Annotated in this window: 21 protein-coding genes and 1 riboswitch; of the genes, 7 read left to right on the forward strand and 14 right to left on the reverse strand. The window is 57.2% G+C overall.

The window, feature by feature from the left end; all coding sequences use genetic code 11:
* The first annotated feature begins 1 nt into the window (after position 1).
* Entirely contained in the window at positions 2-823 is an 822-nt protein-coding gene (locus HPC62_RS07355) for an SDR family oxidoreductase (protein WP_172354448.1), read from the forward strand.
* A 10-nt stretch (positions 824-833) separates the two neighbouring features.
* Here the strand turns inward: HPC62_RS07355 and HPC62_RS07360 are convergent, their stop codons facing one another.
* The gene (locus tag HPC62_RS07360) at positions 834-1,625 is read right to left on the reverse strand and encodes a Uma2 family endonuclease (RefSeq protein ID WP_172354450.1); all 792 of its coding nucleotides are present in this window, start codon (positions 1,623-1,625) and stop codon (positions 834-836) included.
* 134 nt (positions 1,626-1,759) lie between these two features.
* Between HPC62_RS07360 and leuD the strand changes: the two genes are divergently transcribed.
* Positions 1,760-2,356, forward strand: coding sequence for a 3-isopropylmalate dehydratase small subunit (gene leuD, locus HPC62_RS07365; RefSeq protein WP_172354452.1), 597 nt, complete (start codon positions 1,760-1,762; stop codon positions 2,354-2,356).
* Positions 2,357-2,884: 528 nt separating this feature from the next.
* Here the strand turns inward: leuD and HPC62_RS07370 are convergent.
* From HPC62_RS07370 to HPC62_RS07385, 4 genes are all read right to left on the reverse strand, one after another.
* Entirely contained in the window at positions 2,885-3,064 is a 180-nt protein-coding gene (locus tag HPC62_RS07370) for a hypothetical protein (RefSeq protein ID WP_172354454.1), read from the reverse strand.
* A gap of 181 nt (positions 3,065-3,245) precedes the next feature.
* Positions 3,246-4,091: a prolipoprotein diacylglyceryl transferase gene (gene lgt, locus HPC62_RS07375; RefSeq protein WP_172354456.1), complete on the reverse strand. Its 846-nt coding sequence runs from the start codon at positions 4,089-4,091 to the stop codon at positions 3,246-3,248.
* Between the two features lie 459 nt (positions 4,092-4,550).
* Entirely contained in the window at positions 4,551-5,303 is a 753-nt protein-coding gene (locus HPC62_RS07380; RefSeq protein ID WP_225910618.1) for a universal stress protein, read from the reverse strand.
* Positions 5,304-5,968: 665 nt separating this feature from the next.
* A riboswitch (cyclic di-AMP (ydaO/yuaA leader) is annotated at positions 5,969-6,182 on the reverse strand.
* A 921-nt stretch (positions 6,183-7,103) separates the two neighbouring features.
* On the reverse strand, positions 7,104-7,973 hold the full coding sequence (locus HPC62_RS07385; protein WP_172354458.1) for an acyl-CoA desaturase: 870 nt from the start codon (positions 7,971-7,973) through the stop codon (positions 7,104-7,106).
* Positions 7,974-8,241: 268 nt separating this feature from the next.
* Between HPC62_RS07385 and HPC62_RS07390 the strand changes: the two genes are divergently transcribed.
* Positions 8,242-8,952: a TetR/AcrR family transcriptional regulator gene (locus HPC62_RS07390; protein ID WP_172354460.1), complete on the forward strand. Its 711-nt coding sequence runs from the start codon at positions 8,242-8,244 to the stop codon at positions 8,950-8,952.
* A gap of 103 nt (positions 8,953-9,055) precedes the next feature.
* Here the strand turns inward: HPC62_RS07390 and HPC62_RS07395 are convergent, their stop codons facing one another.
* Positions 9,056-9,535, reverse strand: a complete 480-nt coding sequence (locus tag HPC62_RS07395) for an META domain-containing protein (protein WP_172354462.1) — start codon at positions 9,533-9,535, stop codon at positions 9,056-9,058.
* Between the two features lie 486 nt (positions 9,536-10,021).
* Between HPC62_RS07395 and HPC62_RS07400 the strand changes: the two genes are divergently transcribed.
* A complete protein-coding gene (locus HPC62_RS07400; protein ID WP_225910619.1) occupies positions 10,022-11,236 on the forward strand; it encodes a SpoIID/LytB domain-containing protein in 1,215 nt (404 codons plus the stop codon).
* Positions 11,237-11,322: 86 nt separating this feature from the next.
* On the opposite strand, the gene HPC62_RS07405 is transcribed toward HPC62_RS07400, so the two are convergent.
* Complete coding sequence (locus HPC62_RS07405; RefSeq protein ID WP_172354464.1) at positions 11,323-12,297, reverse strand: aspartoacylase; 975 nt, start codon at positions 12,295-12,297, stop codon at positions 11,323-11,325.
* A 526-nt stretch (positions 12,298-12,823) separates the two neighbouring features.
* Here HPC62_RS07405 and psb35 point away from each other — a divergent pair.
* Complete coding sequence (gene psb35, locus HPC62_RS07410) at positions 12,824-13,012, forward strand: photosystem II assembly protein Psb35 (protein ID WP_172354466.1); 189 nt, start codon at positions 12,824-12,826, stop codon at positions 13,010-13,012.
* Positions 13,013-13,212: 200 nt separating this feature from the next.
* Positions 13,213-13,557, forward strand: coding sequence for a hypothetical protein (locus HPC62_RS07415; RefSeq protein WP_172354468.1), 345 nt, complete (start codon positions 13,213-13,215; stop codon positions 13,555-13,557).
* Positions 13,558-13,617: 60 nt separating this feature from the next.
* On the opposite strand, the gene lepB is transcribed toward HPC62_RS07415, so the two are convergent.
* The 4 genes from lepB to HPC62_RS07435 all read right to left on the reverse strand — a co-directional run bounded on the left by lepB (position 13,618) and on the right by HPC62_RS07435 (position 20,558).
* Entirely contained in the window at positions 13,618-14,337 is a 720-nt protein-coding gene (gene lepB / locus HPC62_RS07420) for a signal peptidase I (protein ID WP_172354470.1), read from the reverse strand.
* A 41-nt stretch (positions 14,338-14,378) separates the two neighbouring features.
* Positions 14,379-15,146 carry an FAD-binding oxidoreductase gene (locus tag HPC62_RS07425; protein ID WP_172354472.1) on the reverse strand — a complete coding sequence of 256 codons (768 nt, stop codon included), beginning with the start codon at positions 15,144-15,146 and terminating at the stop codon, positions 14,379-14,381.
* A 348-nt stretch (positions 15,147-15,494) separates the two neighbouring features.
* Positions 15,495-19,016, reverse strand: a complete 3,522-nt coding sequence (locus HPC62_RS07430) for an efflux RND transporter permease subunit (protein WP_172354473.1) — start codon at positions 19,014-19,016, stop codon at positions 15,495-15,497.
* Positions 19,017-19,190: 174 nt separating this feature from the next.
* On the reverse strand, positions 19,191-20,558 hold the full coding sequence (locus HPC62_RS07435) for an efflux RND transporter periplasmic adaptor subunit (protein ID WP_172354474.1): 1,368 nt from the start codon (positions 20,556-20,558) through the stop codon (positions 19,191-19,193).
* A gap of 122 nt (positions 20,559-20,680) precedes the next feature.
* Here HPC62_RS07435 and HPC62_RS07440 point away from each other — a divergent pair, with 122 nt between their 5' ends.
* Complete coding sequence (locus HPC62_RS07440) at positions 20,681-20,851, forward strand: hypothetical protein (RefSeq protein ID WP_172354475.1); 171 nt, start codon at positions 20,681-20,683, stop codon at positions 20,849-20,851.
* A 168-nt stretch (positions 20,852-21,019) separates the two neighbouring features.
* Here the strand turns inward: HPC62_RS07440 and HPC62_RS07445 are convergent, their stop codons facing one another.
* From HPC62_RS07445 to HPC62_RS07455, 3 genes are all read right to left on the reverse strand, one after another.
* Positions 21,020-21,910, reverse strand: coding sequence for a PHP domain-containing protein (locus HPC62_RS07445; protein WP_172354476.1), 891 nt, complete (start codon positions 21,908-21,910; stop codon positions 21,020-21,022).
* A gap of 28 nt (positions 21,911-21,938) precedes the next feature.
* Entirely contained in the window at positions 21,939-23,414 is a 1,476-nt protein-coding gene (locus HPC62_RS07450; RefSeq protein ID WP_172354477.1) for a leucyl aminopeptidase, read from the reverse strand.
* 145 nt (positions 23,415-23,559) lie between these two features.
* The gene (locus HPC62_RS07455; RefSeq protein WP_172354478.1) at positions 23,560-24,549 is read right to left on the reverse strand and encodes a hypothetical protein; all 990 of its coding nucleotides are present in this window, start codon (positions 24,547-24,549) and stop codon (positions 23,560-23,562) included.
* Positions 24,550-24,571 lie beyond the last annotated feature (22 nt).

A 24,571-nucleotide genomic window follows, 5' to 3' on the forward strand; every position in this document is an offset into this window, starting at 1 on the left:
CGTGCCAAAGACGGTGTTGATCACGGGTGCCTCGACGGGCATCGGCTACGCAACGGCGAAGTTGTTTCAGCGGCAGGGCTGGAATGTGGCGGCTACAATGCGATCGCCCGCTGGCTCTGACCTGGCGGCGCTGGATCGCGTGATTTGTCCGCCGCTGGATGTGACGAGTCAGGCATCGATTGCGGGGGCGATCGCCACCACGCTGTCCCACTTTGGGCAGATCGACGTGCTGGTGAACAACGCAGGCTACGGGCTAATTGGCCCCTTTGAAGCCTGCACCCCAGAGCAAATCCAGCAACAGTTCGCGGTGAATGTGTTTGGGCTAATGGACATGACTCGCGCCGTGCTGCCACATTTTCGGGAGCGGCGATCCGGTGTAATTGTCAACGTCGCCTCGATTGCAGGGCAAATGGCGCTGCCCATCTACAGCCTCTATCACGCCAGCAAGTGGGCGGTGGAAGGGTTTTCGGATTCGCTGCGCTATGAGCTAGAGCCGTTCAATATCCGGGTCAAAATCATCGAGCCGGGGCCAATCAAGACGGACTTTTTCTCGCGATCGCTCGTTGTGGCAAAGCAGGAAGGGCTAACGGCTTACGATCCCTTCGTCGCCAGCGTCCTGCCCCAGCTCGAAAACGTGGGCGATACGGCCTCTCCGCCCGAAGTCACCGCCCAGGTGATTTACACCGCCGCCACCGATGGCAGTTCTCGCCTGCGCTACCCGGCGGGGGGCAATGCGTCCTTCCTGCTAACGCTGCGAAAGCTGCTTCCCGATGGGCTGTTCACTTGGTTTATCAAAGCCGGCATGATCAAGGAGGTGAAGTAGGGATTGGGCGTTAGGGGTGGGGTGGGTTGAGGCGCGATCGCAGTCTGGCTAGTTCTGCCTCGGCTGCATCGGCCCGCTGTTTTTCTGCCTCAGCTCGCTGTTTTTCTGCCTCAGCCCGTTGAGCTTCTTGCTCTGCCCGCTGGCGTTCTAGCTCGGCTTTCTCAAAGCTCCACAGCAACAGATTGCCGTCCGAATCCCACCAGCGCAGCCAGTGGATCGTAGAACCCAGCCGGGGGACATACCAAACGCCCAAAAACAGTGATAGCTCAGGAATCCAGAAGCGCCCCTCGGCACTTGGCTCCTGAAGTTGGTATGCTCCGTCTCTGAGTTGCCGTACCTCTAGCATTTGGCTATAGGGATCAAACGTAGCGTAGGTGGGAACCTGGAGGATTTGCTCATAGAAGAACAGTTTGCCGTAGGGAAATGTGGGGCGAATGGAATACTCGCCCAGTTCCTCATCCGACAAAAACTCCATCACGATCGCCACCGGATCGCCCTGGAGGATGGGAGTATAGCTGCGGCGCACGCCTTCACCCGTCCAGGGCAACACACGGGGCACGTATAGCCAGTCGGGAGCTTTCACCACGACCTTTTGGTTCACAGTCGCCACTAGCCCAAAGTTCGAGGCAATCAGCATTTCCGGCTGAATCAGTCCCGCCTCGCCCAGAGCATCGGTGAGGGCAGCGGCCAGCAGCGGTTGTTGAATATTTTCCACAGGATCATCGGGCAGGCGATAGTCATCGGGGAGCGCTTCCCAGGTGACCTTGAGCGATTGGGTCGGGCGCGGCGCATTCAGAACCATGAGCCTTCGCGGGCTAAACTCGCGGGTGAAAGGGGCAATTTATCGAGACATTCAATTTATCGAGACATTCATTAGACATCCATCATAGGCGAGTCGGTTTTTGAGTTTTGTTGTTTTTAGTTGAGGTGAACACCATGAGTCAAGTTCAAGCAGTTTCGGGTCGCGGCATTCCTCTGGTCGGCGACGACATCGACACCGATCGCATCATTCCAGCGCGGTTTCTCAAGTGCGTTACGTTCGACGGGCTGGGGGCCCATGCCTTCGAGGATGATCGCGCTCAGTTGCAGGGACAGCATCCGTTTGACCAGCCACAATATCAGGGCGCAGAGGTGCTGGTGGTGAATCGCAACTTTGGCTGCGGCTCTTCGAGAGAACACGCACCCCAGGCGATCGCCAAGTGGGGCATCAAGGCGCTGGTGGGCGAGAGCTTTGCGGAAATCTTTTTTGGCAACTGCGTAGCAATGGGGATTCCCTGCGTCACGGCGACTGGCGACGACGTGAAGGCGCTGCAAGGGGCGATCGCCGCCCATCCCCAGGCGACCGTGACGGTCAACCTGGACAGCATGACTGCGACCTGCGGCGACGTATCAATTCCGGTGCAGATGGGTGAGGGGCCGCGTCAGATGTTTCTCTCTGGCAGTTGGGACGCAACGGGACAACTGGTGGCACAGACAGAGCAGATTAAAGCCACAGCAGCAAAGCTGCCCTACGTCGCTTGGAGCCATGCCTGAAGTCCTTGCTAGGTCAGGGGTGCAGAATTCTGAAGCATGATCAGCAAAAAAATTTCCGAATTTTGCAAAACCCTCCGGATACTCCCCCCCAGCCTAAGAACAATGGAGTGGTAGATGCACCCTGATTCAACATTCCCCCAGGCTCACGCGATTGAGTTTTGGGGGATTTCTTTTTGGAGGGGACTGACTGCTGATCGACTGCTGAAGGAACTAGCATCACGTTAGGACTGACGCGCTGGCGAAGAATGCCTGCATTCCAGAAACCTTGTTGAGGCGCAACTCGCGAGAACCCACCCATTACGTGAGTCCTGAGAGTCAAAAAACTGGACAACTTTTGCAAAGCAAGCGAGAACTCTGCTTAAGTTTCGTGCCGTTCAAACGATTTTCAGCCCAAATCATTCCTGACCCAAACGGCGCTCCAACTAGCAGCAGAAGTTGCGTCACCTAGCCTGAATACATCGCCTCAATACAACAGACGCACGACAAATCCCAGTCTCTGCCCCCTGTGCCAAAGCTATGGGTCAAGAGCTATGGGTCAGATGAAGAATCTGCAATGTTGCGAATATCTTGTAGCAACAGGTCGAGGTGAGACTCGGCAGGAAGCTCATCTGTGGGTGGATTCGGCTGCTTTTTCGGTTTTGCAGGCGTTTCTTCGGGCTGTGCTGCCTGAACAATCTCCTGAACCAGTAAATCCAAGTAGGAGTCCATGAGCGTTCTCTCTTATCTATATGTCAGCGTACCCTTGTCCACAGAATCTGACCTCCTTATTTTGACTGAACCTGATCGGGTGAATTTATGCACTGGTTAGCAATCTTGAACCGCATGAATTTGCTCTGGAGACTGATAAACCAGCAGTGTCGATAGTCAGTATCAAGTCAATCTCAAAAGTTTAAGACTGGGAGGGGGCTGATTGATGTCGCCGATAGAGCAAAATGCTGGCGATAATCAAAGCAACGGCACTCAGCAAATGTACCGTGTTGAAGGGTGTGCCTGGAAAGAACCATGAGTCGGTTCGCAAGAACTCGATGAAAAAGCGCCCTAATGGATACCAAATGAGATAGATCAACAGCAAATCGCCTGGACGAAGCTGGCGTGCAAACCGACGGGAAATCCATAGCAACAGGACAAAGCCGGCCAGGTTCCACAGCGACTCGTAGAGAAAGAGTGGGTGAAATCGTGTGCTTTCAGGATACAGGATTATATTGTCATACGGGGGGATGCGGCGGTTTTTCGCGGGATCGGTGCTGTAGTCAATAGCGAGGCCCCACGGCAGATTGGTGGGCGGCCCGTATAGCTCCTGGTTAATGAAATTGCCCCAGCGACCGATCGCCTGGGCCAGTGGCAACCCCAGCGCGATCGCATCTAGGAAAACCAGTGTAGGAAGTTTGCGGACGCGGGTATAGAGCCAGAGGGCGATCGCCCCAAAGATAAACCCGCCAAAAATATGGATGCCGCCTTCCCATACGCGAAAGATGGAAAGCGGGTCTGAAAGGTAGTCTCCTAGTCGATCGCGCGGCGACTGGATAAAGACGTAGTAGAGCCTCGCCCCCAGAAACCCTGGCACCAGCACCCAAATCAGCATGTCCCAGAAGTCGTCAGAGGAACGCCCCCGCCGCTCTATTTCGCGACTGGCGACGGTTGCCCCCACAATCACAGCGATCGCCATCAGTAGCCCATACCAGCGCAGCGCAAACGGGCCAAATTCAAAAATAACGGGGTCAACAGGGGGATGCATAACCAAAACGTCTATTGCGCTCGCTTTATCAGGTGTTCGCTGGATCTGTATTTACTGGATCTGTATTTACTGGATCTGTATTTACTGGATTTACTGGATCTGCGTTCACTGGATCTGTGTTCACTGGATTTTGATTTCGCTCGGTCAGGGCAGCGCGAAATCAGCCTCAACTTTTAGGTGGCAGGTTTTTAGGTGGCAGGTTTTTAGGTGGCACCGGACATTTTGCTTGCCCTGCACTCTGCCCTTTGCAACTTGGCTCACTCGCTCTTCACTATATCAAGCCCCCAGGACGGTTGGGTGTGGGGAATGTGCTGCGATCGCAGGCGCAAGAGCCCTAGGTTGTCCCCATAGCAAAAGCCGTTTGTACAGAAGCGGACATAAAGCAATGGGCACAGACGGGACAAATAAGCCTTTCCCAACTGCACCCTGTTCAGCCTGATCTAGCCCAATTCACCTGGCCTATCCGCGCTCCACCGGACGAACCCCCGCCAACTGCTCTGGGATACCTAAAATTGGGCAGTGTGTGTTGGCTCTGAGCTTGTTGACCAGTGGATGAGCTTTGGTGCTACAGCCCAGCACCATCAGGCCCGCGCCCACTTCTTGGGCAACTTGATGGAGTTCGGCATCCGTTGCGCCAAACCGGAGGTGTGCTTCCAGAGAGCCGCGCCACTCTTCGGCCAGACAGCGAGCCTGCCAGAGGATACAGTCCGCCTGTTCCAGCAGATTTTGCGCTGGTGGTTCGGCAGGGTTGATGTAGCAATCGGTCAAGCAAGCTGGGTTGGCGTGGTAGTGGATATGCGTACTGAGCGGGACGAACGATTCTGCCGGAGTCAGTCGAGGCAAGGTCAGGGTGTTGCCCACGCGCTCGGTCTGTCGTTCTAGCGTTGCTGTTTGGCGCGATCGCGCTCTTTGCGATTTCTGAGAAGGTTGGGGCGATTGCCCATTAAGCAGCCGATCGACCACGTACACCACATGCACCATGACCTGCTTCTGCGTTGCCAACCGGGTTTGGTGAGCAATCCACAGCGTTAAATCCAGTGCCACCTGGCTATTGGGCGATCCGTTGTAGCCAATGACCAGATTCACCGTCTCATCTGACTGGGTTTCTGCGGTATCCAGCGTCGTCTTGCCAGATGCCAGCAGCATTTGCTCCACCAACTCAGGCTGCCCCAGGGCATTTTGCAGACGCATCAGCATCGACTTAATCTTCACAATACTCACCTCGTCAGAAAACAATAGACCGACAGAACTTCAAAACAAAGCTAAAAAAGCCAAACCCGCTAAAACTGGGAACGCGGCAGAGATCGAGCAACTCAATTGCTAAAGAAGCCAGCGCAGGAAATGCAGTCGGCTTCTGCTTAACCAGCGCTCTTGATACAGCGCCCCTTTGGAGACAACCCTCCTACAAGCGGCACTCTGGCTTCATTGTCCAGACTTACAAGACAGAATTTTGAAGATACAACTCCCTAAATCTGTCAGAACAAGACTGCTGACCCTCGTGGCGATCGCCCATCGGAGCATCAATCGCTATCACCAGACCAGAGGTGAACCCTCCGCACAGGCGGCAGCCTTCTCGGCCAAGTGGCCTAGAAACATAGGTTCTGCTCAGAACTCGCAAAAGGTTCAGCGCGAACCCGCCCCATTTCTATGAAGCGACTTGCCCCAGCCAACTTGTTTGAAATCACTCAAAGGACTCCATCTCAACCAGAGAATCCTGAGAAGAAAATCTCCAGGAGAGACGTTGCCAATTACCAACTTCTATATCCGCCTATAACCACTTGTAGCCTCCTCAGAAAAACGCCACATGCAACGATCCAGCAGGCAGAGTGTGCAAGCTGGAGGCTCTATCAGTTCTGAGGACACTGAATAACTTTGCTTCAGTCTCCTCCCAAAGCCGACGGAGTTAGCTGACGGGCTAGGGCTGAGAGGTGCCCCTCGTTGAGTACGGTAGAGCAATGTCATGAAACCTAGACAGAACCAGTTTCACTATACGCGGCAGATCGAAAAGCTGCCTTCTACCGCACGAAAGATACGCCCCAAAGGATGGTTCCTCCGCTTCTGGTGTGCTGCACAAAGGGGCGATCGCGCACATCGCGCACTGCTAAACATGAACGCTGCCGGGACAGAGTAACGTCCCCAAAGGCAGCCCCTGCTCGAGACAAGGATCTCAAGGGGCTAGCTTAGCAAACCACCGCAATTGTCAGACCTCGAATTAGGCTGATGCATCTAGAGCTGTTCAAACATACCCTAACAATGATTGTCAGGAATCGTCAACAAAACAAAAAATATCGTTAGGTTTCCAAAAAGATCAGCCTCACCCATCAATGCCTAGAGGGAGGCGGGCGAGGCTGGAGACGCAGTTAGGAGGTATCTTGTCCATAAGATTACTCGCAGATTTCCAAATTGCGCTGCCTTTTAAGATGTTCTTAAGTTTGTAGTGCCAATTTGGCGAAAATCCTTCAATTTTCGTTTCAAAGAATACATATAGGACTTACGCAGTTGGACAATTTCTCGCGGGCGCAGCCCGCGAGAAATTGTCCAAAACCCAAAGAGCTTATCGCAAGTGCGTAAGTCCTGACATATTCGCGGTCTGCAAGTGCTGGCTGAAGAGGATCTGGCACCCTCAGCCTTTCAATCATGGCGGCAAAATGCCAGCTTTCTGAACCTATCGTCTGGCTGCATATCGCTGCGATTTGCTTGCAGGGAGCTAAACATTCCAGCGGGCATTTTACGGTCATTTTAGTAGAGAATGACTTGGAGCTTCCTCCATCACTTGCTTTACAAAAAGCGGAACGGACTTAATTTGAACTTCACGCAAAAATGACGAAGTATTTAACCTTAAAGACAATCAATTGTAAGTATTAGCACAAATCTATTCTTGCGCTGAGGATGCTGCCTTTTATTGCGTAAGCCGCCGCCGAGGGGAAAACTCTGACAGCGGCTTATGCATTTAAAGTCCTCTTAAGGGGACTCCTTGCATTGCTAGAGAGCGCTGCGGAGCCCAAAGGTGGCTCAAGTAGAAGGGCTGATCTTGGCGATCGCCTGGGAAGGCGGCATCACCACCTTCTTGGCCAGTCCTGTCGCGCGAAGCACCTGGATTGCCCACCAAGTCATGTCGATTTCCCACCAGCGCAGACCTGCCTTGGCCATGTTGGGGTAAGTGTGGTGGTTATTGTGCCAGCCTTCGCCATAGGCAAAAAGGGCAGCCCACCAGAGATTACGAGAGTTGTCGTCGGAGTCAAAGTTGCGATAGCCGAACATATGGGTGGCAGAGTTGATGAACCAAGTGCTGTGCCACACCAAAACCGTCCTGACAAAGATGCCGTACAGCACAAACTGCCAGCCGCCGAGGGCATACAGCACGGCTGCCAGAGGGATTTGCAAGAACAGGAAGTAGCGATCGAGGAACTGGTAATAGGGATCACGCGCCATGTCTGGGGCAAAGCGGCGATAGGCTTCTTTGTTAAAGAATTCTTCGCGGGGGAAGATCATCCACAGCAGGTGGCTCCACCAAAAGCCCAGGCTGGCGGCGTAGGGGTCTTTTTCTTCCTCTTCGGTGTGGGCATGGTGCAGGCGGTGGCTCGCAACCCAGAAGATAGGGCCGCCTTCTACAGCGAGAGCACCGATGGTGCCCAGGATGTATTCCAGCCATTTGGGAACCTGAAAGCTGCGGTGCGTCAGCAGGCGATGATAGCCCAAACAGATGCCAATGCTGGCGGTGAGCCAGTGCAAAAACAGCATGACCCCCAGGGCTGCCCAGGAGAAGTGGAATGGGGCAGTGAGCGCAAGAATGTGGTACACCCCAAAGAAAAAGACGTGTCCCCAACTCAACGGGGGTAGTTTGATACCCTTGAGCGTGGGGCTAAATGAAATCAATGACATAGATCATCCTTAGTGATGAGGCTTGCAGGCCTACTGGGCGATCGCAATATTTAGCTAATAAACAGGTTCCAGAAGAAAAAAGTCGGTCAAGCAGGAGGTTAAAAGATGTCCTGAACAAAAAGTACCGATGGCTTTTTAACTAGCTCGCTGGGGTGCATCCTGCCTTTTTGGTAAAGTTGTCGCTACAGTAGGGGTAATGCAAGTGCTACTTACATCCTGAGCTTAGCAGTAGTCAACCTTTCTGTGCAAGTTTCACTTGCATTTGTCTATGTCGGATCGACGCACCTCCAACCGCCAACGCCTGATTCAGGTTGCTGTGGATTTATTCATGACGCAAGGCGTAGCAGAAACCACGACGCGGCAAATTGCTGAGCAGGCTGGTGTCAATGAAGTGACGCTGTTTCGTCACTTTGGCAATAAACATGGACTGCTGCTGGCGGTGATGCAAGACAAAGAGGCCCTGAGCCGTTTGGGCATGGCCTTAGGCCAACAATCGACCCAAATGGGCAGCGCTTCGCAAGCCATCAAAGATTATGCCAATGTTCACCTACAGGCGCTAGAACAAATTCAGGAATTTGTGCGATCGCTCATTGGTGAAGCAGGGCACTATCCTGATGAAAACCGACGCGCGCTGGGACGGGGGTTGCTCCAGGCCAATCGCTACACGGCACAATACCTCGCAACAATCATGGAGCATGAGCAGCTACAAACCTGTCTGCCAACTGAAAAATTGGCTAGTCTTCTTAACAGTATGCTACTGGGCTACGCAGTCCTAGAATTTACCAGTGAATTTAATAATTTATGGCCGAGTCGAGAGAGTTTTATTGAAGCACTGGTGGAACTGTTTATGTACGGGGCGATCGCCCAACCGCCCACCGCATCCACCCCCCCGACCGCGCCGCCACCAGCCGCGCCGTCCAATGCCCCCACAAAGCGCCCATCCTCAGTCAATCTGACCCATCCCAGCGAAAAACCATAGCTTCAAAATCGTGGGGTTGGAGGAAGTGGAGTCATTTGTCAAAAAACCGCGTGATGGAGCGTCAAAGCCCTCAAGCCCCAATCCTTCATCACGCGAACTGGTTCTACCACAGACCCCGAACGGCGATCGGCGCAAAGCGCAATTCTCCCGATTCACGCTCGTTTTGATATGAAACGATCAAGATTCCCTGGGGATCAATTTCATAGCGCTGAGCGCCCTGCAACGCCGTCAGATAGCGAAACTCTTGATCCATCAAAAAGCTCTCGCAGGCGCGTTGGGTTGAGGCTAGAGGACTAATGCTCAATTGGCTCCCTATAGTTTGATAGCGGCCGGTGAACTGATTGCAGCCGCCAAACCCAGACAGGCGATCGCCCACAAACTCCGCCGTCAGCCGCACATCTTGCGACGGCACTCCCGGCTCAATCCCAGCCATCGACACGAGCCGCCAGCTCCCACTGAGGGGGGGTGCCTGCGCCACCTGCGGGCGGGCCACGCTGACCTGCGCCAGAGCAGGATGCGCGATGCCCACACTCGTCAGCCCCATCGCCAAGGCCGCTAACCCGCACGCCAATTTGGATGTCAACGCCGGTTTGTTAGTAGAGGTGTGACTAGATTTAGCGTTCATAAAGATGCCTCAAAATCCTTTCTAAACAGCAAATCTGCAAAAACAGCACCCAAGCATCATAAACGCTCTAGCTGCGGTTTTCTGGCTGGAACTAATTAGGCAGATTACGCGGTCTAAAGAAGGAAGACTACATTTTGGGAGATTCATCGAAACTTTACAAAGTGGGGTTTACGTGTGCCTTGCCCTGCAAAGCGTTGATTTCCAGGGATTGCAGGTCTCTGAGCAAAGCTATGTAACTGGGGGTGATTACAGAGAACGGGGGCGATCGCCCTCACCCTGCATTCAACCCAACATTCCGTGATACCCTTCTGTAAAGAATCGTAGCGACGGTTTTGCTGCGAATTTTTCGATTGTTTCGCCTGTAATCCCCGAAAAACCAGTCCCATCTGTCTTCAATTTTGTTCTTGGTCCTGAACAATCTGTCTCTGTCGGTGTGAGGTTGTTGTGATTCAAACGCTGAAATACACAGGCTTTTTGCAAGCCCTCGTCAAGCTGGGTTTCAAACTGGGCAAACGCTCCTGGTGGCTGACGGCAGTGCTGTGGCTAGTGGCGATCGCCCCTGCACGCGCCGAGCTTGACCTGCGCGTGTCGATCGAGCGCGACGTGCCCGCCGTGCAAATTGGCAGCAACACCGCCTCTGTTCTCAAAGATGGCTCCGGGCGGGTGCTGGGGCAACTCCCCCAGGGAACGTCGCTTATTGCCACGCCCGACACCGCAGGACTAAAAATCAACGACTGGCAACTCAGCGCCGTCTGGCTAGAGCCGCAAAACGGCGGATTTGTCTACATCGACAACCCCAACGACAACACGCGCGGTCGCTACTATCGCGGGCGAGTGCTGGTAGTGCCTACCTCCTCTGGGCTAACCGCTGTAAATTATGTTGACCTGGAGGAATACCTCTACAGTGTGGTAGGCAGCGAAATGCCCGCAAGCTGGCATCTAGAAGCCCTGAAGGCCCAGGCCGTTGCTGCCCGCACCTATGCCCTCTATCAGCGGCAGACTAGTGGCAACACCGTCTTCGACCTAGGCAACACCACACGCTGGCAGGCCTATGGCGGCGCAGAAAAAGAAGCCAGCAGCACAATCGCTGCTGTGCGGGCAACCCGTGGGCAAGTGCTAACCTATAACGGACAACTTATAAACGCGGTTTATCACTCCTCCTCTGGCGGCCATACGGAAAACTCCGAGGACGTGTGGGTCAGTCCGCTGCCCTACCTACGCGGCGTGCCCGACTATGACCAAGCGGCTCCCGTGTTCCAGTGGACGGAAACCTTTACGGCTGAGCAGATGCGGCAGCGCATTACGGGCGTGGGCAATATCCTCCGGTTTGAACTGGTTCAGGCTTCGCCCAATCAGCGGTTGCGGCGGGTGCGCGTGGTGGGGGACTCAGGCAGCAGAGAGCTAACGGGCGATCAGATGCGACAGGCGCTGAATCTCCGCAGCACCCTGTTTACAATTCAACCCCAAGCAGGTCAGGTGGCCAGCGCTCAGGGCGCAGCGGCTCCCCTTAGCTTCCAGGTGACGGGGCGGGGCTTTGGGCATGGCATTGGCATGAGCCAGTATGGTGCGTTTGGCATGGCCTCCCAAGGCTCCAGCTATCGAGACATCGTGACGCATTACTATCGCGGGGCGATTCTGTCGCGCATTCGGGTGCAATAGCGTTGGCTGATTGCGTTCTGCCCAGGCGGTTCTGCTCGTAGCGGTTCTATCTACAGGGTTTATTTGGTTCTATCTACAGGGTCTATCTACAGGGTTTCTGCAAAATCCACCTGAAGATCGTGCCGCTGCGTCAGCACCATCGCAATGTCTTTTTCATAGTAGGCGGCCTCATTGATGAACACGGGAAATACGACCGTTTCGCCCGTGTAGAGCAGCGTTTCTCCAGTTAGTGAGAGAAATATGGGGTCCCCTGGGTTCAGGCTTTCATAATCCCGCCCTTGGAGGTGGGGATGAATCATCGCAGTGATCTGTCCTTCGGTATCTCTGGGATAGGGCATCGTGCCCAAATATTGATAAACCGTTAGCGGCTGCATGGTGACGGGTTGGGTGGTGACGGGTTGGGTGGTGACGGGTTGGGTGGTGACGGGTTGGGTGGTCACGGGCTGCACCGTGGGCAGTGGCTCGTCTCGATTTTGTTGGTTTAGCACATCCAGGATTTGTTGAACCAGCGCCTCGGTGCGCTGAAACAGGTCTGCCTGTAGCACGCCCTGAGCTACCGGGCCAACCTCCAGGCAAATACCAAACCGACCGAGCGATCGCAGCGCGTCTTGCTGTCGTCCTGAGTTGACCGAACTGTAAATCCGCAGGTCGGGCTGTTGGGCGCTGAGGGCTGCTGCCAGTCGCAGCTTGAACGGGTGATGATCATCCAGGATCAGTGTCATCCCCATGTTCGACGTGGTGCTGTGGATATCGAGAATGACATCGGCGGGTGTGGAGCCGGAGGGCCCAAAGCGACGGTTGATCTCCTGCGCCCGACGGACTTCATAATCGACGGGTTCTGGTAGTTCCAGATGGGCGCGATCGCAGCATCGGTTCATATCCTGATCGACATAGCGCACTCCAGCGGCGATCGCCTCCAGATTGCTCAGCAGCGTAATCGTCTCAAAACTGGGGCGCGAGATCAGTTGGGGAGCGTGTTGAAATCTCCGGATCAGGTAAATTCCCGTCAACTCGTTGCCATGTGTGCCGCCGACCAGCAGCACCCGCCGAATCTTATCCATATTTCTATAGCCTATCTCTATAACTTACCTTAGTGTCTTATCCATCTCCAACGGAGCTTACCCGCCTGCAATGAGAATGGGGTTGAATCGCGCTTTGCAGACGCAGCCCGCCAAAAACTCTTCAACTGCATCCGTTTTCTCTTAAATCGAGATGAGGCCAGAATAGCGCGAGAAGCTTGGGAATTGCCGCAGTCAAGATGCCTGGATGTCGCTACCTATGGCGATCGCACGGGAGGCTATACACCCACCCTCAGAAATGGGGGCTTTATATTCCTGTAGATAGAAAAGCCCGTCTCAAACCTATCACTAGGGGCGATCGCCCAACACTCCCTGTGGGAGATACCGATAACAGCTCATCGATTTATGCTGTGATACAGCAAGATTGAAACAGCGATTAAAGGTTATCACGCTGCCCCAAATTAATAGTTAAAAGGGCAATGTTTGGGTCGCCAATGTATCTCAATCTCGCGCTGATGATCTCTGAGTTGAGGTGCTAAACGTGCTGAGTTTTAATGCTTTGTTTTTAGTGGAACCTGCAGTTTCTGCTGCCCAGGAAGGTGCGGGCGCGTCTCTAGCTGCGGTATTTGTGATTGGCTTTTTGGCTGCGGCAGGTTTGGGGTCGATTGCTTGGTACAACTCTCGCCGTCCGACGGGCTGGGAAGATAAGGAACGTCCTGATATTGTGCCCGAAGTCGATCCGAATCCACACGTTTAAGTCAGGTGTGGACTCAGGAAATTGATTGAGGCAATTAGCAAAAACTGGGCTAAAGACTGGGCTTTGATTTGAAGTTTTTGGGTTTCTTTGCGTTTTCTTTGAGTCTTCTTTGAGGTTCTTGCTGGGGTTTTGAAAATAGGGCGATCGCCCTCGAAACCCTTCCCTCAAGACTGCTTGCAAATCTATTGGAGGACAATTCCATGTCAACGAACGAACGAGTCGAACGGGACACCTATGATCGCGGGATTATCCCCGCTGAAACTGCCGCCCGCAAAGAGCGAGAAGGCGAGAACTACAAGCAACCCCCGACTGCTGAAGGCGACATCGACACGGCTGCGGGCTATACAGTAGACAACGAGGGCCTGGTGAATAATTTCGCCGTTGAACCCGAAATGTATTACGAGGTGCCGGGTGACCTGAAGGCGAAGGAAGAGGCAGAGGAAGCCGCCCGCGCCGCCGAACTCGCCGAAATCAACGATACCGATGAAGACAGCAAGTTAACCGAAGATGGTGACAATCGCAGCAAGGGCGTTGGCGTGATCTAAATTCAGCCCAAAGGCTTGCTGAGCAAAGGTGGGAAGTGCTGCCGATGACGGGGCGCTTCCCTATTTGCTGAGTGCTGCTGGATGGAGGACAGACACGCTGGGATCGGGCGCTTCTATCCTGCCAAAGCGAGCGATCGGATAGAAGCGAAAGATGGCTCGACCGATGATGTTTTCAACGGGCAAAAAGCCCCAAACGTGGGAGTCGTTGCTGTTGTTGCGGTTGTCGCCCATGACAAAGACGTGGCCCGGCGGCACCGTTACGGCACGCATTTCATAGCCTGGTGGTTCGGCAATATAGGGTTCCGTCAGGGGTTTTCCGTCGATCCAGACTTTGCCCAAGTGAACCTGCACCGTTTGTCCGGGTTGACCAATCACCCGCTTGATGAACGCCTGATCGGTCGTGTAGCCCAACTGCTGAAGCTGGGTCGGCGGGTCGAAGACCACGATGTCGCCCTGCGCCGGAGGATGCAGCCGATAGGATACTTTTTCGACCACTAGGCGATCGCCCACTTGCAGCGTCGGCACCATCGAATCAGACGGGATATACCTCGGTTCTGCCACAAATAGCCGAATGACTAGCGCCAGAGCAAGGGCGATCGCCAAAACCAGCCCATTTTCTCGCTGGGTCTTCCAAAAGCTGGCGCTGCGCTGAGTTTCCAAGTCTGAGCGATCGCCCGCAGGCGCTTCGGATGGCTTTGGAGATGCAACCGTTGGGCTGGGTTCGATGGCGTTGGGCAGCGAGGCGTTTGATGCAGGGGGGTCACCGGGCGGAGTCGTCATGGGAAAACGCAGGCGGCTAAGAAGGGCGGTTAAAAGGCGTTCTAAAAGGCGTAAAACGATTCTGAGCGTACCTGGTCTAGTTTAGCCCCCAGCAGCACCGCCATGTCCTGAAGCTGGGCCGGGCGATCGCCCACCGCGCAAATTTCCACATCCACGCCTCGCCAGTCAAGGTGCATCTGGCTCAAGGTTTGGCGAATCTGGTCTGGACGGGTGGGTAAATAGCCAAATGTCGGCCACCGCTGCGAGAGCGATCGCCAATCGGCCTGGTAGGGCAAATAGTCTGGCGTTTCTGGATTTGCCTGCACCAGCCACACAGGTTGGTCAAAGCCCTGCTCATAGAGCCAGTCAATCTGACTTTTTAGGGGGGCAATCCCAGAGCCTTCAGCAATGTAGAGGCGCGGTCGGTCGGGAAGGTGCGCCAGCGTCATCAAGCCGTAGGGGCCGCGCAGGGCGATCGCCCCACCGATGGGTAAATCTTGTAAATAGGCGGAACTCCAGCCCACCCGCGACACGCACAATTCCACCTCTGGGCAGCGCGAGGGCGACGACGCGATGGAGTAAATCTTGGTGAACTGCTTGCCGTCTCGCTGAAATCGGGGCCAGACCGACTGCCCCGGCAAAAACCGGAAGGCTGGCTGATCCAGATGGAGGCGAATGGCCTGAATCGTTGGCGTAAGGGCGATCGACGACAGCACCGTACCGACGCAATCCATGGCCGGAAGGGGAGTCGGCGGCGGGGCGATCGCCAAACGAAGCGCAGGCCCGTGAACCTCCGCCTTCGGAGGCTGCGGCCGTTCTAAATGTTGCATCTTTACCTCGACCCGTGCATCGCGGGCATTGCAATGGGCAGCATCGGGCGGGCATTCTGACTTTGAGGCGGGTTCTGTGATGGGCCCTCAGACCCTCGTCGAACCGCTCATTCACAGCTGCGGCACAGCGCCGGATTTACACCGGACTTTCCCCACAGATACGGCCAAGCTACAGGGCGATCGCCCTTCGCATGGCAAACATCTGCTGCCTGGACTGATCCTCCAGACAACCCGAATTCGTCCCGAAATTGTAGCTCGGATCGGGTCAGGTCGTCGCAAGCTGAAAATTACGGAAAATTACGGATCGTTGCAACCCTGGCAGACCAGGGGCTGGGCTAGCGTCCCTGCCTACTTGGTCAACGGCTGCTTGCGAGTCGATCCGCTGAGTTGCCGCAGCCGCTTTGCGCCCAGCGTTGCGCCTTTGGCCCAGGGCACTTCATGCAGCAGCGTGTAGAAGCTAGGGATGATAAACAGCGTCAGCAGCGTCGCCAGCGACAGACCAGAAAACACGACAATGCCCAGCGGCCGCAGGAATTCTGACCCTTCGCCAATACCCAGCGCCAGCGGAAACATCCCCAGCACGGTGGTAATGGTGGTCATCAGGATGGGCTGGAGGCGCTGCGGTGCGGCTTGCAGCATGGCACTGCGGTGATCCAACCCTTGCTCTTCGCGGATTTGATTCGCCAGTTCTACCAAAATGATGGCGTTGTTGACCACAATGCCCACCAGCAGCACCGCGCCCACAATCACCGTCGCGCCGATCGCCGTTTGGGTCAGGAACAGGCCGAAAATGCCCCCTGCCAGCGCCAGGGGAACTGTCAGCATGATCACCAGCGGATCGACCAGCGAGTTGTATTGCACCGCCATCACCACAAACACCAGAAAGGCAGCCAGCCCCCCCAGCAGAATCAGGGATGAACGCACTTCCTGGGCGCTTTGGGCACTGGCGCTGGGCAGGCGGCTCACGCCTTCGGGCAGCGTCAATCCCGCCAAGATCGCGTCCGATTCGGCGATCGCATCGCTGAGGTTTGCGCCATCCACCAGGTTGCCTACGATTTGAACAATTTGCCGCTGGTTAATGCGCTGAATTTCTCCGGGCGCTTCGCCAGCCTCGATCCGTGCCACGTCGGCCAACCGCACAAGCTGTCTACCGCTCGTAAAGACGGGCAGTTGGGCAAGCTGGGTCGGGCGCTGGATGGCATTGTCGGCAAGCTGCACGCGGATATCCACTAGGCGATCGCCCCGCTGAAGTTGGGTCGGAACCGATCCGGTAATGGCGGTCTGAATCGTGTCACCAATGTCTTCGGTGGAAAGTCCCAACTGCGAAGCCCGCTCCCAGTCTGGGCGCACCTGGATTTCGGGCTGCGCCTGATCCGCATCAGGGCGATAGCGGGCCTGCCTGGCCTGCGAATCGAGCGCCGCCAGCACTTCGCGCCCCGCCTGCTGTAGGGCACGGGTATCGCTCCCCTGGAGCAGGATATCCACATCGGCCCCGCGCACAGGCGAGTTATTCACAATCAGCCCGCGCACCGATTCTGGACTCAGCCGCAGGCGCGTTCCCACCAAGTTCAGCCGATTCAGTTCGGCGGTCATCCGCTCAGTAAACTCAGCCACATTGGTTCCTGGCTTTAGGGTAATGGTGCTGGAGCCGCGCAGGGGATTGGCGTTGGTATTTGTGCCAAACAGCGACCCGCCTGCGGTGGAAAAGAGATACTCCACTTCGGGCTGTTGCAACAAAATTTGATCCGCTGCTGCCATCACCCGGCGATTGTCTTCCAGGGTTGTGCCGGGGGCAAACTGGGCGTTGAGCCGGGCCTGGCCCGTGTTAATGCGGGGCAGAATCTCCTGTGGCAACTGACCCGCCATCCAGAAGCTCGTGCCGCCAAACAGGGCGATCGCCAGCCCAATCACCACCAGCCGATGCCGCAGCACCCACGATAGCCCCCGCACATAGGTATGGGTCGCGTCGGCCAGTCGCGCTCGAAACGCCCGTAGCGGAGCCGAATCGCCCACCCGACTCGACCAGCGAACCGCCAGCAGCCGCGAGGTCAGCATGGGCACCACCGTCAGCGCCACGATCAGCGAAGCCGCCACCGCAAAGCTAATGGTGAGAATCAACTGGCTAAACAGCAGCGAAAAGAAACCGCCAATCAGCAAAAAGGGCAATACAGACACTAAGTTGGTGGTCGTAGACGCGACCAGCGCCGACTCTAGCTGCTGGCTGGCTAATTCCGCTTGCCGCAGGAGAAACGCCGTCGCGCTGACCCGTTTGCCTGTGCGTCCACGGGTCACATTTTCAACATCGCTGCTGGGGGCATAGTCGTTTCTACGGCTGTCATAAATCCCGTTGCCATTCCCATTCCCATTCCCATTCCCGTTGGCATCGCTATTTCCGCTTCCATTCCCGTTGCCATTGCCATGTCCATTGCTGGAACCGTGACCGTTGCCATGTCCATTGCCGTAACCGTAATCATGCCCGCCGCTGTTCGATTCATCCGGTATTTCCCCATCCTCGGTCGTGGAGTATTCAGCAGTCTCAATGCTGTTTACGGCGCGGCGACGCTTGGCGGCCTCTACGCCCTGCACGATGCTCTCCAGCATCACGATGGAGTTGTCCACCACAATGCCCACGCCCAGCGCCAGACCGCCTAGGCTAAACACGTTTAGCGTCAGCCCGAAAGTGCCCATGAGCAAAATCGCAATTAGCGTGGCCAGAGGAATGGCGAATACGATGATCAGGGTTTGGCGGAGTGAGCCTAGAAACAGAAGAACGGCGATCGCCGCCAGCAGCGCCCCAATCAGTCCCGACATGGCCACGTTGGAAATCGAGTTGCGAATAAACCGCGACTCGTCCAGCGTGGTGCGAACCGCCATGCCCGTTGGGAAGAGTCCCGCTTGCTCCAGTTCTGCTAGCCGCTGCTTTACGCCTTCTACCACCGACACCGTATTGGCATCGGGCTGCTTTTGAATGCTGACCTTGACCGCTGGATCACCGTTCAGCGTCACAAAAATCCGCTGTTCCTCAGTGCCATCCACCACCTGCGCCACATCTCGCAGGTAGACGCGCCGCGCTTCCGGAAAACTGCTGGTCGATGCCTCGCCGCCAGACGCGCTGCTGACCCCGTTTACAGGCAGCGACAGGTTCCGCAGTTCCTCTGCCGACTGGAACCGTCCGACGGTGCGGATCAGCACTTCCGCTTCCCCGCCTCGCAAGCGGCCACCCGATATGTCCTGATTGCGCCCCCGCAGCGCGTTGAGCAGATCGGTCAAGCCCACGCCTAGCGCTTGCAGACGATTGATGTCTACATTGACCTGCACCTCTTCGCGCACGCCGCCCAACACATCCACACTGGCCACCCCCGGCACCACCGACAGTTCCCGCGCCAGTTCTTCGTCGGCAAACACGCGCAGATCAACCGACTGGAGCGAATCGGATGTCAGCGCAAACTCATACACCGGAAGCTGGGACGGGTCAAACTTAAAAATTCGCGGCTCTTGAATCGTGTTGGGCAATCGGCTGCGGGCGCGGTTGAAGGAAGCCGTTGCGTCGTTTAAGGCGCGATCGATATTGCCCCCAGGACGAAAGTAGAGGTCTACGCTGACCTGTCCCTCCCGCGTCTGAGAATAGATCTGCTGCACACCATCGGTCGCCGAAAATGCCTGCTCCAGCGGCCGCGTAATCTCGTCTACCGCCACCTCTGGCGCAACCCCCGGCGCATCCACCCGCACCCCAATGCGCGGATAGGTAATCGACGGTAGCAAATCCACCGGCAGCCGCACCAGGAAGAAAACTCCCAAGACGATAGCCGTCAGGGTAAGCATGAGCGTGCCGATGTGGCGGCGGATGGAGAGGGTGCTGAGGGAGGTCATGGGTGAGGAGGGGGAGAGAGGGACGGGGTCGCAGGGGGAGGGGGGCTTGGTTGATTTTGGATTTTGGATTGCCAGTTGAGTAGCTTCCCAGTGGCTTTTCAGTGGCTTCTCGGTGGCTTTTCAGTGGCTTTTCAGTGGCTTCGGGGCTTCTATCTTGACGCGACCTCGGCCCGTCTAGCGTTCTGAGAGGATGCTTAACCGCACGGGCTGTCCGTCTTCTAGGGGGCGGCTGCTGCGGAGGACAAAGGATTCACCGGGCTGGAGGCCGGAGAGGATTTCGATGCGACCGTTAGCGCGATCGCCCACCTGCACGGGGCGAGCGACGGCTCTGGCTTCTGCACCATCGCCTTCCACCACAAACAGCACCGAGTCGTTGCCCTCGCCGCCTGCTTCCAGCGCCTCTTCGGGAATCACCACGCGGCCGGCTTGCCCCGCCTGAAATTGCACTCGTGCCAGCAGTCCGCTCCCCAGTCGGCGGCTGCCGGAGTTGGGAATCACCACCTCCACGGGCACCAGACGAGAGGCAGGGTCGGCGGCGGGAGAAATGCGGCTGACGCGGCCTGCAAAGGGTTCATCGGGAAAGGCATCCAGTCGGACTTCAACAGCCTGGCCGACCCGGAGTTGCCCCAGGTCAAGCTCCGATACTTGCACGGCCACCTTTAGGGCGCTGAAGTCGCCGACCCTCAGCACTTCGTTGCCCGGTTGCACCAGGTTGCCCGGCTCCGTTAGCCGCTCCAAGACAATGCCCGTGAGGGGCGCGGTCAGCAGGCTGAAGGTCTGGCGTTCGCGGGTTTCGGCGACGGTGGCCTGCTGCGCCTGGACGCGGCGCTGGGCTGCCACGACTGCCTGCTCGCGGGTGCGGATGCGCTCTTGGGCAGAGCGAAACACCTGTTCCGCCGAAAGAGCAGCGGTTTTTGCCTGGTCTGCCTGCTGCTGGGAAACGGCTCCCTCAGCGGCGAGCTTTTGCAGGCGATCGCTGTCCATCCGGGCCTGCTGAAGCTCGACTTCGGACTGGGCCGCCTGGGCGCGGGCATCGCTCACTTCTGCCTGAGCCTGGGCCACCTGCGATTCCAGGGCGGCCAGTTCTGCCCGATTTTGGCTGACGGCGGCAGACAGCAGCCGACTATCCAGCCGTCCCACTACTTCGCCCTCTCGCACCGAGTCGCCCACATCTACGCCCAACTCCAGGAGCCGCCCCTCTGCCTGCGATCGCAGCGATGCCTGCCGCACGGGTTGCGTCGTGCCGGTGTAGGTAGGCGCTTCCTGCAAGGCCCCAGAGCGGGCGATCGCCGTTTCCACCGAAGCCGGGCCGCCTTGCCCTGGGCCACCCGGCCCGCCGCCCGGTCGCCCGCCGCCGGGGCCGCCTGCCTGCCCTGGCTGGGCCTGCTGCGCCTGCGCCGTTTCCGAGGGAATGCGGCATCCGGCGATCGCCACTAGCCCCACCAGAGAACAGGCGAGAAACAGGGCAAGGTTTGAACCGCGAGGCGGACGACCGCCCTCCACAGGCTGACAATTCCAGAGAGACGAGAGAGAGCGCAGCATAAATATCAAGTTTGGGGACAATCAAGCTTGAGGACAGGACTTGAGGCAAAGTAGCTGGAGGCCGACAGCGAATCTGAATCTTCTAGAGACTTGAAAGACTTGAAAGGCTTGAGGGAGGCGCTTTGCCAAACAGGGGCGGCCAGGCGCGAAACCTTGGCGCAGAATTCCGGCTGGAGACTGCTACGGAAGTCAGCGACGAGTCAGGGTTGGCGGAAGACCAGCGCGGGGCGCGAATGGGGCGCGAATGGGGCGTGAAGTTGGCGAATCACGGGCGGCTTGCAGAAAAAGCCTGAGCCGTGCAAACCCGGCGCATCAAGAGGGCATGGGGTGCGGGCGATCGCCTTCCGGCAATCGTTACGCTTTGTAAACCTGGCCCTTACCATAGTATTAACTGCCTCATCACACCTGGGCAATCTACCTCTAGAGATATAGGAAGACCCGGAAACCCAGTCTGGGCGTGACTATTTTCCTATTGACCCGGAGCTTGCCCCAAACTCGCAGGTCTGTGGAACGAGGGCTTGGGCAGCGCGTTGCAGCGGCAACAGCAGGCACAGCGGCAGGTTGAAGCGGTTGAGGGCATAGGGCTGGTCGGCAGCCTCGCCGGGGCCGTGATAGTCGCTGCCGCCCGTTTTCAGCAGCGAATGGCGATCGCACAGGGCTGCCAGTCGCTCAATTTGACCAGGCGTATGGGACGGGTGATACACCTCCAGACCCATGAGTCCTGCATCCAGCAGCGCCGTCAGCGTCTCTTCTAGCGGCCCCCCACGAAACAGATAAGGATGCGCCCACACGGGCACTGCGCCGCACTCGCGCAGCAGACGCACGCCGTCCGTCGCCAAAAACTTTTCGTATTGCACATAGGCAGGGCCGTCGTCCCCCAGAAACCGCTCAAAGGCTTCGTGTGCTGTTTGTACATAGCCTGCATCCACCAGCGCTTTGGCGATGTGGGGCCGACCGGGAGCCATGCCCACACCCAGCTTCGGCATTTCAACCGAACAGCCCAAGGCCGCTAGCTTGTCGAGGATTTGCTGGGCGCGGCGTTTGCGGCCGGCGATGTGGTCTTGCAGCACGGGCGCAAGCTGGGCAGGGTTGGGATAAAAGCCCAGCAGGTGCAAAGAGCGATCGCCCCAAACGGTACTCAGTTCTACGCCAGGGACGATTTCGAGAGAATGGTCTAAAGCATGGTCTAAAGCCCACTGGCGGGCAGCGGCGATCGCCTCCTGCCAGCCCGCCAGCGTGTCGTGGTCGGTAATTGCCAGCGCCCGCACGCCCGCTGTCACGGCTGCCTGCACCAGTTCCGCTGGGGTCAGCGTTCCGTCGGAATAGGTGGTGTGGCAGTGCAGTTCCAGCATGGCGATTGGGCAGAAGGACTCCCGTGGCTTAGCTCAGCACCCAGTTCACCAGCGTCCGCACTGCGAAGCCTGTGCCGCCCGCATTGTTATAGCCACTGTCTTTGTCGATCCACACGGGGCCGGCCACGTCCAGATGCGCCCAGGGCGTATCTTTCACAAACTGCTTCAGGAAGAGCGCCGCCGTGATCGCGCCGCCTGCGCGTGGGCCCGTGTTTTTCATGTCGGCCACCACCGACTTCATGCCGTCGAAGTATTTTTCCTCCAGCGGCATCCGCCAGAACTTTTCGCCTGCGGGTTCTGCCGCCGCCAGGATGGATGCCGCCAGTTCGTCACTAGGACTCCACAGGCCGGCCATGTCTTCGCCCAGCGCCACAATACACGCGCCTGTCAGCGTCGCCAGATCGACGATCGCATCCACGCCCAGCTTTTCGGCAAACACCAGCGCATCCGCCAGCGTCAGCCGTCCTTCGGCATCGGTGTTGTTGATTTCAATCGTCTTGCCATTGGAGGCGGTGAGGATATCGCCGGGGTGCATCGCGTGGCCGCTGATCATGTTTTCTGTCACCGCGCTGATAAAGTGGACTTCCACATCCGGCTGAATCTGGGCGATTGCCTTGGCCGCGCCAAAGGTAGCCGCCGCGCCACCCATATCGGTCTTCATCATTTCGATGCCGCTGCCTGCGCCCTTGATGTTTAGCCCGCCGCTGTCAAAGGTGAGTCCTTTGCCAACGATGGCCAGCTTCTTGCGGGGCGTGCCTGCGGGCCGGTAGGTCATGTGGATAAACTTGGGCGGCAGATCAGACGCTTTGGCCACGCCCAAAAACGCGCCCATGCCCAGTTTTTCGCATTCGGCCTGCTCCAGAATTTCGATCTCCAGCCCATATTCGCGGGCGATCGCCTCTGCCGTTTCCGCCATCGTAATCGGCGTGACGATATTGGCCGGAGCGCTCACCAGTTCCCGCGCCAGGATTACGCCCAGTGAAATCTGGCGGGCCCGGGTCAGCGCAGCGTCCTGCCCTTCTAGCCCCAGCAGGTCTACTCGCTCTAGCGGGGGCGCTTTTTTGTCATCCTCGCCCGATTTGAAGCGGCTATCCTGATGCAGGGTGAGTTCAATTCCTTCGGCGATCGCCTGTGCCGTTGCGCGGGCATCCTGATTCCACAGCGGCAGACTCAGGCCCAGCGTCTTTGCCTTTTCGCGCTTGGCTAGCCGCGCTACCGCCGCCGCCGCCCGCCGCAGCCCGTCCAGCGTCAGAGTCTCGGCCTTGCCCAGCCCCACCACGCCAACTTTTCGCACCGGACTGTTTGACCCGACGCGGGCTGCCGCGCTGCTCTCTGGCTTGCCCTTAAACTCGACCTCGGCAATGAGTTCTTGCAGCGTACCCGCCAGTTTTTCGTCCAGCGCTGCCAGGTCGCCGCCCAGGTCTATGCCGTCTTCAAACAGACCCACCACCAGCAGATCGCCTGACCATTCCAGCAGTGACGTATTAATCCCTCGCAGCTCCATCGTGTCCTACTTTTCTAGTTGTTCTAGAGTGTTCTAAGATTTCTCTCCAGTATTGCGTAATTTGCAGACGGTGGCTCAGGGAATTGGGATGTGAGGTCACAGAGTCATGCAGGAACCGCAACCCGCCCCGCATCGCAACACGTCATCAGCCCCCCACTCTCACGGTTGCCAAAATCGTCTGGGCGACCTGCTTGCTGTTCCAATAGCTGCCGTGGGCGCTGCCGCCGTTTGCCAGGGAGAGGAAGGTGCTTTTGAAAGGACTGGCGACCCACTCCATTGGGCCGCCGCCGCTGGTTAGCACATCTTGAATGTTCAAGTAGTCTGCTTTTGCCCCCTGGGGTGCGAGCAGTTGCGGGATCACGGTAGCCAGCGGATAGGCAATCGGGTCGCCAGGGTGGGCGTAGTTTTTCCAGGGGAGGGGACGCTGGCGCTGCTGATAGAGCGCAGCCAGAAACTTCTCCAGTCCTAGCGTGATGTCGTGGGTAAATACGGTTCGCGTTTCCTGAATCGTGAGCGTTGCAGGGGCCATCTCCTCGCGCTTGAGGTTGATCAGGTTGGCCAGGGCAATGGGGGAACCCATCGTGTGGATGCTGGCGATGGGAATGCCGTCGGCCAGGTTGGGTTCTACGCCAAAGAGCGCACTGCGAATGGTTTGTACGTCTTGGTAGCCAGGGATTTTGGGGTCATCCCAGCGGCCGGCGAAGAGAATGTCGAACAGGATGACCGTGCCCCAACTGTGGGTGACGAGGTGGAGGCGATCGCCCGTCTGTCGATTGGCCAGAAATTGCAGCGATTGGGCCAGCAGCAGCTTGGCCACTTCTGAGCCGATGTAGCGGCTGATGTAGAGGGCCGCGTCGCCCATGAAGGGAATAATCCGCGTTTCGCGGAAGTCTCGGAACCAGAATTTCGACCAGTCGGGCGATCGCGCAAACAGGTCTTTTAGCTCGGCCTCCGCCTGCTTCATCAGGCTATACCATTGCAACTCCTGCATTTTGAGCGTGAGGGGACTGGCAGCCGCCTGGTTGAGCCGGGTGATCTGGTGAATCAGGGGTTCCGCGTAGTTGGCGCTGTCTGCATCGGCCCGCTGGGGGCGAACGTTCACGCCATGCACAAACAGCAGATAGTCGGTGGCCATGGGGCAAGCCTCCCGCCCAAGA

The sequence above is a fragment of the Thermoleptolyngbya sichuanensis A183 genome, assembly GCF_013177315.1.
GTDB classification, from domain to species: domain Bacteria; phylum Cyanobacteriota; class Cyanobacteriia; order Elainellales; family Elainellaceae; genus Thermoleptolyngbya; species Thermoleptolyngbya sichuanensis.